Origin of the sequence: Oceaniovalibus sp. ACAM 378, from assembly GCF_008085915.1 — a bacterium.
Lineage (GTDB): Bacteria > Pseudomonadota > Alphaproteobacteria > Rhodobacterales > Rhodobacteraceae > Oceaniglobus.
Genome location: NZ_VSJK01000044.1, coordinates 1 through 9,772, shown reverse-complemented (window position 1 = coordinate 9,772; position 9,772 = coordinate 1). Strand labels below are relative to the sequence as shown.

8 protein-coding genes and 2 pseudogenes are annotated in these 9,772 nt (G+C 61.9%); 5 read left to right on the top strand and 5 right to left on the bottom strand.

What is annotated here, in order from left to right; translation table 11 throughout:
- Positions 1–314: 314 nt before the first annotated feature.
- Together FQ320_RS26725 and FQ320_RS24665 are read right to left on the bottom strand one after the other, a co-directional pair.
- Positions 315–485: pseudogene (locus FQ320_RS26725) on the bottom strand (IS6 family transposase); the annotation flags it as partial.
- 40 nt (positions 486–525) lie between these two features.
- Positions 526–1,614 (bottom strand): LacI family DNA-binding transcriptional regulator, encoded by a 1,089-nt coding sequence (locus tag FQ320_RS24665; RefSeq protein ID WP_148475919.1) that lies wholly within the window; start codon positions 1,612–1,614, stop codon positions 526–528.
- Between the two features lie 98 nt (positions 1,615–1,712).
- Here FQ320_RS24665 and FQ320_RS24660 point away from each other — a divergent pair, with 98 nt between their 5' ends.
- The 5 genes from FQ320_RS24660 (at position 1,713) to FQ320_RS24640 (ending at position 7,814) form a co-directional block, all read left to right on the top strand.
- Positions 1,713–3,122 carry an aldehyde dehydrogenase family protein gene (locus FQ320_RS24660; protein ID WP_148475918.1) on the top strand — a complete coding sequence of 470 codons (1,410 nt, stop codon included), beginning with the start codon at positions 1,713–1,715 and terminating at the stop codon, positions 3,120–3,122.
- Positions 3,119–4,642 (top strand): AMP-binding protein, encoded by a 1,524-nt coding sequence (locus FQ320_RS24655; protein ID WP_148475917.1) that lies wholly within the window; start codon positions 3,119–3,121, stop codon positions 4,640–4,642. The genes FQ320_RS24660 and FQ320_RS24655 overlap by 4 nt, the downstream gene beginning before the upstream one ends.
- A 101-nt stretch (positions 4,643–4,743) precedes the next feature.
- Positions 4,744–5,697: a tripartite tricarboxylate transporter substrate binding protein gene (locus tag FQ320_RS24650; protein ID WP_148475916.1), complete on the top strand. Its 954-nt coding sequence runs from the start codon at positions 4,744–4,746 to the stop codon at positions 5,695–5,697.
- Positions 5,698–5,710: 13 nt separating this feature from the next.
- Positions 5,711–6,301 (top strand): tripartite tricarboxylate transporter TctB family protein, encoded by a 591-nt coding sequence (locus FQ320_RS24645; RefSeq protein ID WP_148475915.1) that lies wholly within the window; start codon positions 5,711–5,713, stop codon positions 6,299–6,301.
- 16 nt (positions 6,302–6,317) lie between these two features.
- A complete protein-coding gene (locus FQ320_RS24640) occupies positions 6,318–7,814 on the top strand; it encodes a tripartite tricarboxylate transporter permease (protein WP_148475914.1) in 1,497 nt (498 codons plus the stop codon).
- 60 nt (positions 7,815–7,874) lie between these two features.
- Here the strand turns inward: FQ320_RS24640 and FQ320_RS24635 are convergent, their stop codons facing one another.
- The 3 genes and pseudogenes from FQ320_RS24635 to FQ320_RS26720 form a co-directional block, all read right to left on the bottom strand.
- Positions 7,875–8,426: an FAD-dependent oxidoreductase gene (locus FQ320_RS24635; RefSeq protein ID WP_255509722.1), complete on the bottom strand. Its 552-nt coding sequence runs from the start codon at positions 8,424–8,426 to the stop codon at positions 7,875–7,877.
- Positions 8,427–8,493: 67 nt separating this feature from the next.
- Positions 8,494–9,201, bottom strand: coding sequence for an IS6 family transposase (locus FQ320_RS24630; RefSeq protein ID WP_148475913.1), 708 nt, complete (start codon positions 9,199–9,201; stop codon positions 8,494–8,496).
- A 401-nt stretch (positions 9,202–9,602) separates the two neighbouring features.
- A pseudogene (locus tag FQ320_RS26720) lies at positions 9,603–9,772 on the bottom strand (IS6 family transposase); the annotation flags it as partial.

Genomic DNA, 9,772 nt, shown 5'->3' with positions numbered 1-9,772 from the left:
TTGCCAAGTCGACACCGATAATAGTAACTTCGGACATGGATGCTCCTTCCTTTTGTGATGGCTTTAACACTCACCACAATGGCACATTGCGATGCCGTCGGGAGGGGCATCCACGCCATCAACAGAGCCCCTCGTCTCGGGTTCGCGAATGGTTTGTGGCGGAGGGAACGCGACTGGCGTCGAACCTTCTCTACCTCCTAAGGTATTGATTTTAAAATTCCCTGTGGCAATTCCGAATCCCATCTGGTGCAAAAGCGAATGAGATGCAACTCGGGCGTTCCATGAAAATCGCCTTCGTGATCCACGGCCCGTCAATGATAGTGCTGCTCACCATTGATCTTCACAAAAACCTCGTCCAAATGCCACCGCCAGTTCGAATACGACCGCATCTGCTGCACGCGTTTTCGGCGGATTTCTGCGGCGAACATTGGGCCAAACCGGTTCCACCAGTACCACACCGTTTCATGGCTGATGTCGATGCCGCGCGTGCGGGGCGAAATTCTTGTCCGGGCTCCCAGCCCGGGGTCAACGAACACACCCGCCCTGATTCCCGATATCTTGCGCGCCCGGTGCTGTATTGCAGCGGATGGCCGGGGACGCTGCGGTCGTCGCTCGCTGGATCAGCGACACCTCGAACCTGGTGCGCAGAAACGGCAGTTCAGCCGTTTCCGCCACGCGCTGCACCAGATGCCGCCCCGCCTGCCGACCGATCTCGTAGGCCGGAATCCGCACGGTGGACAGGGCCGGGAACAGATCGCCCGCGCCGGCAAAATCGCCGATGCCGATGATCGACAGGTCCTGAGGAATGCTCAGCCCCAACTCCAACGCTGCCGAGACCGCGCCCTGGGCGATGATATCATTGCCACAGATCAGCGCGGTCAGCGGGTATTTCCGGCGCAGCAGTCCCAGACAGGCCGTCTTGGCATGCGCGATGCTGTACAGCGATTGCACCGACCACTCGTCCGGCACGACAATTCCCGCCGCCTCGACCACCTGCAACGCGGCATCGCGACGATTGCGAGCGCGGTCATTCTCGGCGGTCGGTGGAAAGATGAAGCCGATCGCGCGATGTCCCAATGCCACCAGATGCTGCGCAGCGATGCGCCCCGCCTCACTGTTGTCCGAGCCCATACAGGGAATCGGCGAATCTTCGGAATAATTCCACAGTGCTACCACCGGCACATCGCGAGACGCCAACAGCCGGTAGGTGTCGGCGCTGTGGTCGAGCCCGACGAGCGCGATCCCGTCAACCCGGTGCTCCAGCAACTTGCGCAGCACCTGGTATTCGACCTTCAGGTCATAGCCGTGCGTGGCCAGCAACACGGTGAAACCCAACTCGGCCACAGTATCGTTGAACGACTGCACCAGATCGGCAAAGATCGAATAGGTCACTGTCGGCACCACAAGGCCGATGGTTGCGCTGCGCCGACCGTGCATCGTTTGCGCCGCGCGGTTGCGGATATAGCCGGTGCGCCGGATCGCGTTATCCACCTTCTTGCGCGTCGAGGGATTGACAAGGTCCGGGTGATTCATCACTCGCGACACGGTAGCTGCAGACACTCCAGCGGCCTTGGCGACGGCGATGATATCGACCTTAACAGATTGTTTTTTCATCGCAATACGCGCGGCCTCCGAATGCTTTCATGAAAACGTTTGCAATACTATTTTCATGGCTTAGCGTGAAAGTCGAGGCTGCTATCAAAGGGAAGCGGATGACAAGCGCAGGCGATGACAATCAGGTAGATCAACTTGTGGCCCGGGCGCACGCAGCGCAGGCCGATTTTGAGGCCGCAGGCAGCCAGGCACGATACGACCGCGCCGCCCAGGCCGCAGCCTGGGCGATCATGGAACCCGCGCGCAACCGCCAACTGGCCGAACTGGCTGTCTCGGCCACCGGGCTGGGCAATGTGCCCGACAAGATCACCAAGAACCATCGCAAGACTTTGGGCCTGATGCGCGACATCGCCGAGGCACAGACGTTTGGCATCCTGTCCGACGACGCCGCCACCGGCATCACCGAAATCGCCCGCCCGCTGGGGGTGATCGGCGCGGTCGTGCCCTCGACCAACCCGGCGGCGACACCGGCCAACAACGTTATCAACGCCCTGAAATGCGGCAATGCGATCATTCTGTCGCCCTCGCCCAAGGGGGTTGGCTGTTGCGAGATGCTGCTGGAGTTCATCCATGCCGAGTTCGACAAGATCGGCGAGAACCGCGACCTAGTGCAGATGATCCCGCCCCCGGGCACCAAGGCCGACACCCAGCGCCTGCTTGAACTGGCCGATCTGGCGGTGGTTACCGGCAGTCAGGACAATGTGCGCCGTGCGTACTCCAGCGGCACGCCCGCTGTCGGCGTCGGCGCGGGCAACGTCACGGTGATCGTCGATGAAACCGCCGACCTGGCGGCGGCGGCACAGAAAATCGCCGCCTCGAAAACCTTTGACAACTCGACCTCCTGCTCATCGGAAAATGCGCTGGTGGTGGTGGATTCCGTCTATGACGCCTTTATTGCCGCCCTGGCGGCTGAGGGCGGCGCGCTGGTGCCCGCGGCCAAGGCGCCGGGGATCATCGCGAAACTGTGGCCGGGCGGCCATCTGAACCGCGATGTCATCGCCAAGGACGCGGATGTCCTGATCGACAGGCTGGGCCTTGCGGGAACCGTGCCCGACGACACAAAATTCATCGTGGTTGAAACCGACGGCATCGGCCCCGAACACCCCCTGTCAGGCGAAAAGCTGAGCCTTGTCGCCGCCCTGTACCGCGCCCGCGATTACGACGATGCGGTCGCAATCACCGCCCGGGTGCTGGCGCATCAGGGCGCGGGTCATTCCATCGGACTGCACACCGCCGACGCCGAGCGGCCCGTCGCACTTGGCCGCCACATACCGACATGTCGGGTGATCGTGAATCAGGCCCATTGTTTCGCCACCGGCGGCGCCTTCACCAACGGCATGCCGTTTTCCCTGTCGATGGGCTGTGGCAGCTGGGGCGGAAACTCGATCGACGACAACCTGCACTGGCGCCATTTCATGCAGCGCACCAAGGTGATCCGCCCGATTCCGGCCCGCGAACCGGCGCTGGACGATATCTTTGGCGCCTATTGGGCTGAGGTCGGCAAATGACAACTGTCACCGACACGCCCCCCACCGGAACCGTGCGCAGCTGGCTCGACCAGCGCGCCGACCGGCAAGGCACAGACGTCAGCCATTATTTCCCGACGGCCCCCGATCTGACCTGGGGCGAGTTGCGCGATACCGCCGCCGAGATCGCGACCCACCTCGCCGGAATGGGCCTGGTCAAAGGCGACAGCGTGGCGCTGATGATGCCCAACAGCCGCATGGGCATCGCCTGTCTGTTCGGGGTGTTGTACGGCGGATTCCGCATCGCGGTGATCAACCTTGTCGCCGGAGCCGAGGCGATGGGCTATGCCCTGTCGCACTCGGACGCCAAGGTTGTACTGGTGGGCGCGGCGCAGGGTGACCTGTTCACTGCTGCCGCCGCAACTCACGAGACCGGAGCGCGCCAGATTAGGGTGGGCGATACCATCGCCTGGCCCGAGGGCACGACCCCGGCCGCCCTGCCCGACCTTGGCCCGCAGGATGATGCGCTGTTGATGTATACCTCGGGCACGACGGGGCGGCCCAAAGGCGTGCTGCACACCCACGCCAGTCTTTTGGCTGGCGGGTGGACGGTGGCGCTGGCGCACCGGCTGACCGACGCCGACCGCGTGCTCTGCGTGTTGCCGATCTATCATATCAATGGCTTGTGCGTCACCATCATGGCTCCGCTGATTGCCGGCGGTTCGGTCGTGGTCTGTGACAAGTTCTCCGCCAGCCAGTTCTGGGCGCTCTGCGCAAAACATGAGGTCACCTGGTTTTCCGTGGTGCCGACGATTATTTCGCATCTGCTGCACGGCGCCAAAGACCCCGACGCGGCGACAAAGGCGCGCATCCGGTTCGGGCGCTCGGCCTCGTCTGCCTTGGCGGTGGAAACCCAAGCCGCGTTTGAAACCCGCTTTGGCATTCCGATCATCGAAACCATGGGCCTGACAGAAACGGCAGCGCAGATACTGTCGAACCCCCTGCCCCCGGGCCTGCGCAAGATCGGCTCGCCCGGCATGGCCTATGGCAATGAGGTTGCGATCCTGGGGCCCGACATGGCGCCCCTGGCCGCCGATATCGAGGGCGAGATTGCAATTCGCGGGCCGAACGTGATGCTGGAGTACTACAAGAACCCCGACGCGACCAAGGGCACCTTCACCGACACCGGCTGGCTGCGGACCGGCGATTTGGGCAAAATCGACGCCGATGGCTATGTCTTTGTCACCGGTCGCCTGAAGGAACTGATCATCAAGGGCGGCGAAAACATTGCCCCCCGCGAGGTGGACGAAGCGCTGTATTCTCACCCCGACGTGGTCGAGGCCGCGGCCTTTGCCCGCCCCTGTTCCAGCTATGGCGAGCGGGTCGAGGCGGCGGTCAAACTGCGCGACGGAGCAACGGTCAGCCAGCACGAATTGATCGATCTGTGCACGCAAAAGCTGGGCAAATACAAATGCCCGGATATCATTCACATTCTGGACGATCTGCCCAAGGGACCCTCGGGCAAGATTCAGCGGCTGAGGCTGGCCCAGATCACCGGTTAGACGATGCTGCGGTCCCTCGGGAGGAGGGAGCAGCAGCGCAAAAGACCCCCGGCAAGACCACAATGGCGCACCGGGCAAGACAACACCAGAGGGAGGACGACATGACTACACGTTTTGCAAAGACCACGCTGAGCACCGCAGTTCTGGCCGGCGCGTTGGCATTTGGCGGCGCGGCAACCGCGCAGACCTATCCCGACCGGCCCGTCGGAATGATCGTGACCTTCGGCCCCGGCGGCGGTTCCGATGTGATGGGGCGCACCATGGCGCGCCTGATGGAAGAATCGCTGGGCGTGTCGATTCCGGTGTCCAACGTTGGCGGCGCCTCGGGCAATGCCGGGCTGACGCAACTGCGCACCAACCCTGCCGACGGCTATACCATCGGTACGCTGATTTCGCTGACCGTGGCCAGCTGGGCCTCGGGCCTTGGCGACAACAAGCCCGAGGATTTCGAGGTGATCTCGGTGATCCAGAGCTCGCCGTCGTTCCTGTTCGTGCCGGCCAACAGCCCGCACCAGACGGCCGAGGCGCTGTTCGAATTCGCCAAGGCGAACCCCGGCGCGATCACCGTCGCCACTTCGGGCTATGGCACCCAGGACGATGTGACGCTGAAACTGCTGGCAGATGCCGGCGTCACCATGGAGAACGTGCCGTTCCAGGCCCCGGCCGAACGTTATGCCTCGCCGATCGGCGGCCATACCTCGGCAATCTATGAGGAACCCGGCGATGTGGGCCAGTTCATCAAGGGGGGGCAGTTGATCCCGGTCGTCGTGTTCTCGGACAAGCGGCACCCCGAGTTTCCCGATGTTCCAACCTCAGCCGAGCTGGGCATCGATATCTCGGGGCTCGACAACTATCGCAGCCTGGCCGTCTCGGCCGGCACGCCACCTGAAATAGTCGCGAAACTGGCCGAGGCCGTGGCAACCGCCACCGCGTCGGACGACTGGAAGGAATTCTGCTCCAGCACCTACACCTGCATCACACCGGTCACCGGCGATGCGGCCCAGGCGATGGTCAGGGATTTCCGCGCGCTGATCGCCGAACAGCTGGCCAACTGAGCGGTATCGGACCATGGCGTCTGCACCGCTGTCTGACAAATCCGGCGTAACGCCCCGGGCCGGGGGGCGCACCCCCTCTGGCCTGGTCCAGCATCTGCCGTCGCTGGTGGCCATTGGGCTGCTGGCGATGGCGCTGATCCTGCCGGGGATGATGTTTGAAAGCGACCAGCGGCCCACCGCCGTTGGTCTTGGCCCTGCTGCCTGGCCGCGCGCCATGCTGCTGGGGTTGGCGTTCTTTTCAGCGCTGTGGATCGCGCGCGACATCTGGGCGCTGGGCGGGGCCGGGCGCCGCCCGACCCTGAGCATGCCCGCCGAGGATGGCGAGTATCACTTTGGCAAGGCGCTGATCGGGCTGGTGATGATCGTCGCCTACGGCTGGCTGATGCCGATCGCCGGATTTTCGGTGGCCACCGCGGTGTTCATCGCCATCTGGTGCCTGTTCGGCGGCGTGCGCAAACCACTGGTCGTGGTTCCGGTGTCGTTGATCGGCACGGTGGCCCTGTTGTGGCTGTTCATGGGGCTTGCGCTGATGCCCCTGCCACGCGGAGCCGGAGCATTCGACACTTTCAGCATCTGGTTGCTGCGCGCAACCGGCATCTACTGAACATAAAGGAAACGGCATGGCTGCGCTTGAGTTGCTGGGCGGCGGGTTTCTGGCCGCATTCGAAATCTGGGCATTTCTGACCATCGTCACCGGCCTGCTGGTCGGGGTAGTGGCAGGGGCATTGCCCGGCATCTCGTTCGTCAATGCGATGGCGATGGCGCTGCCGTTTACATACGTGATGGAACCGACGCAATCGATGCTGTTTCTTGGCGGCATCTATGTCGGCGGCGTTTTCGGCGGATCGATCTCGGCAATCCTGATCAACGTACCCGGCACGCCGGCATCCCTGCCCGCCACATGGGACGGATACCCGATGACCAAGCGGGGCGAAGCAAAACGAGCCCTGACCATCGCCGTCACCGCCTCGGCCACCGGCGGACTGGTCAGCGCCCTAATGCTGGCGTTTCTGTCGGCCCCGTTTGCCACCTTTGCGCTGAAATTCTCGCAACCCGAATTCTTTGCCGCCACCCTTCTGGGTCTGGTCAGCGTCATCGCAATTGCCAAGGATCAACCCATCGTCACCATGGTCTCGCTGCTGCTGGGCATTGCCGTGGGCACTGTCGGGATCGATCCGCTGTATGGTCAGGCGCGGTTCAGTTTCGGGGTGCCAGAAATGGAAAGCGGCATTCGCTTTGTCGTTGTGATGATCGGATTGTTCGCGATTGGCGAAGTTGTCGACCTGCTGGCCACTGACCGCGACCTGCGGCCCAAGAAAACCGGCGGCAAGGCGATCGGCGCGAAACTGGCCGATATTCTGGGGGTCAAGGGGGCCATCGCGCGGGGCACCGGCATCGGCTGTCTGATCGGGATGATTCCGGGTGCCGGTGCCACTCCCGGCGCCGTGATCGCCTATGGGATCGAGAAACAGGTGTCAAAACGCGGCGATGAATTCGGCACCGGCATCGACGAAGCCCTGGCCGCCCCCGAAGCCGCCAAGAACGCCACCACCGGTGCTGCGATGATCCCCCTGCTGACGCTCGGAATTCCGGGCAGCGCGGCCACTGCCATCATGCTGGCCGCGATGATGCTGCACGGGGTCAACCCCGGACCGCTGCTGTTCATCATGGACCCGACGATGGTCTACACGATCTTTGCCGCGATGATCATCGCCAACGTGTTGATGATTGGCGCCGGTATCGGCGTGGCGCAGATGTTTGCCTTTCTGATGCGCACCCCCCCGGCGATCTTGGCGGCGTTCATCATCGTGCTCAGCGTCGTGGGCGCCTATGGCGTGCGCAACAACATCTTTGACGTCTATGCCTGCCTTGCCTTCGGCGTGCTGGGCTGGGGAATGAAGCGGGTAGGCTTTCCCTCGGCGCCGCTGGTGCTGGGGGTAATCCTCGGCCCCCTGGCCGAGCGGTACTTCCTGACCTCGATGGCGAATTCGCATCAGGACTGGACGGTGTTCTTTACCCGTCCGATCAGTGGCACGATCATGGCCATGGCGCTGATCTTTATGCTGTGGTCGCTGGCTCCCGCAATTCGGCGCCTGATCCGCCATATACGCAGCTAGGATGTGTTTCGCGCCCGCCGGCCACCCCCTGCATAGGTGTGGCCGGTCAGTGTTTTGGGCTCAGCGCACGTAGCGCGCCGCCGTCAGGCCATCCAGCGAAATTTCGTGCGTCTTGCCCAGCACGACATCGGCCACCGCCCGGCTTGACCCGCAGGCCATTGTCCAGCCAAGGGTGCCGTGGCCGGTATTGACGAACAGATTGTCATATTGCGTCGGACCCAGAACCGAGGTGCCGTCGGGCGTCATCGGGCGCAATCCGGTCCATCCCTCTGCCCTGGACAGATCGCCGCCCCGGGGAAACAGATCGCCGATCAAATGTTTCACCGTATCGGTGGCATGGGGGCCAAGACGGTTGGAATAACCGGCAATTTCGGCCTGACCAGCCACACGGATACGATCGCCCAATCGGGTGATCGCCACCTTGTGGGCTTCGTCCATGATGGTGGATTGCGGGGCAAATCGGTCATCGGCCACCTGAATCGTCACCGAATGACCTTTGACCGGATAAACCGGCAGTTTCACCCCGATCGGGTTCAGCACATCCACCACATAGCTGCCCATGGCACAGACATAGGCATCGCCGGTAATGCGGCCCGCAATTTCGGTATCCACACCGGCGATCCGGCGGTGCTGTCAGACGAATGCGAACCAGTCTCTGCAGAGCCGGTGAAGCTGCCCCTCAAGCCGCGCCGAGATCACGCCACTCGGCAAGAGCGGCGGTCCGGTTGAGCTTGAACTTGTTGCGTGAGTAAAGGTGGTGTTCCTGATTGAAGTGATTGTAAACTGCAGAATGAACGGCGACGAATTTCTGCAAACTTCGCATCCGCCGGAAGCGCAGCATGGCCTGCTCTCGCCTTCGAAATGGCAGGTGTGAATTCTCCGCACGATTGTTGAGCCAGCGTCCTGTTTCCTGGCGATCGGCATTGCCAACCACCTTCATTGCCGCGCAATAAGACCGAAGTCTGTCTGTCACAATGATGTCTGGGTTGCCGTATCGCTTCATTGATTTCTTTAGGAATTTCAATGCCGCTCTGCGATCGCGGCGCTTTGTGACATAGGATTCCAGTACCTCACCCTCATGATCTACCGCGCGCCACAGGTAATGTGTCTCGCCGTTGATCTTCACAAAAACCTCGTCCAAATGCCACCGCCAGTTCGAGCACGCACGCATCCGGCTAACCCGGTTCTTGCGGATCTCAGCGGCAAACATTGGACCGAACCTGTTCCACCAGAACCGCACCGTTTCATGGCTGATATCGATGCCGCGCTCATGCAATAGATCCTGGACGTTCCGAAGCGAAAGCGGGAACCGAACGTAGAGCATCACCGCTAGGCGGATAATTTCGGGGTTGGTTTTGAAATATCGGAAAGGGCTGGGTTTCGTCATCCTTGGGAACTCGGCAGGCGCCCTGCCCGGCTCAAGTGGTTTTGTCTGACAGTGCCACGCGTGTAGCTGTCGCCGGGTTCGTTGTCCCGCAAAAAGGAAACGCTGGTCTGGATGGCTGCCGATAGATAAGAGATCTCAGAATTCGTCGTGATGAACGAGCCGCCTGACCGAATGAATTCCGCCTGCCGTTCCGGTCGCTTGTCGCCACCTATACCCGCGAAGACATCATTCCGATCGCAGGCATCCATGATTCTCTGCAATGCTTCCGTGGCAACAGATGATTGGAAATCCCCTGGCAGGTTCATTTCGATCAGGAAATCACTGATGCCAAAATGAAGGACATCAACAGGTGCTGTCAGACCAATGCGAACTAGTCTCTGCAGAGCCGGTGAAGCTGCCCCTCAAGCCGCGCCGAGATCACGCCACTCGGCAAGAGCGGCGGCGCGGTTGAGCTTGAACTTGTTGCGTGAGTAAAGGTGGCGTTCCTGATTGAAGTGATTGTAAACTGCAGAATGAACGGCGACGAATTTCTGCAAACTTCGCATCCGCCGGAAGCGCAGCATGGCCCGTT

What these genes read in the sequence shown, in the direction of transcription:
- FQ320_RS24665 (WP_148475919.1), bottom strand. Translation starts at nt 1,614, where the DNA reads ATGAAAAAACAATCTGTTAAGGTCGATATCATCGCCGTCGCCAAGGCC.
- FQ320_RS24660 (WP_148475918.1), top strand. Translation starts at nt 1,713, where the DNA reads ATGACAAGCGCAGGCGATGACAATCAGGTAGATCAACTTGTGGCCCGG.
- FQ320_RS24655 (WP_148475917.1), top strand. Translation starts at nt 3,119, where the DNA reads ATGACAACTGTCACCGACACGCCCCCCACCGGAACCGTGCGCAGCTGG.
- FQ320_RS24650 (WP_148475916.1), top strand. Translation starts at nt 4,744, where the DNA reads ATGACTACACGTTTTGCAAAGACCACGCTGAGCACCGCAGTTCTGGCC.
- FQ320_RS24645 (WP_148475915.1), top strand. Translation starts at nt 5,711, where the DNA reads ATGGCGTCTGCACCGCTGTCTGACAAATCCGGCGTAACGCCCCGGGCC.
- FQ320_RS24640 (WP_148475914.1), top strand. Translation starts at nt 6,318, where the DNA reads ATGGCTGCGCTTGAGTTGCTGGGCGGCGGGTTTCTGGCCGCATTCGAA.
- FQ320_RS24630 (WP_148475913.1), bottom strand. Translation starts at nt 9,201, where the DNA reads ATGACGAAACCCAGCCCTTTCCGATATTTCAAAACCAACCCCGAAATT.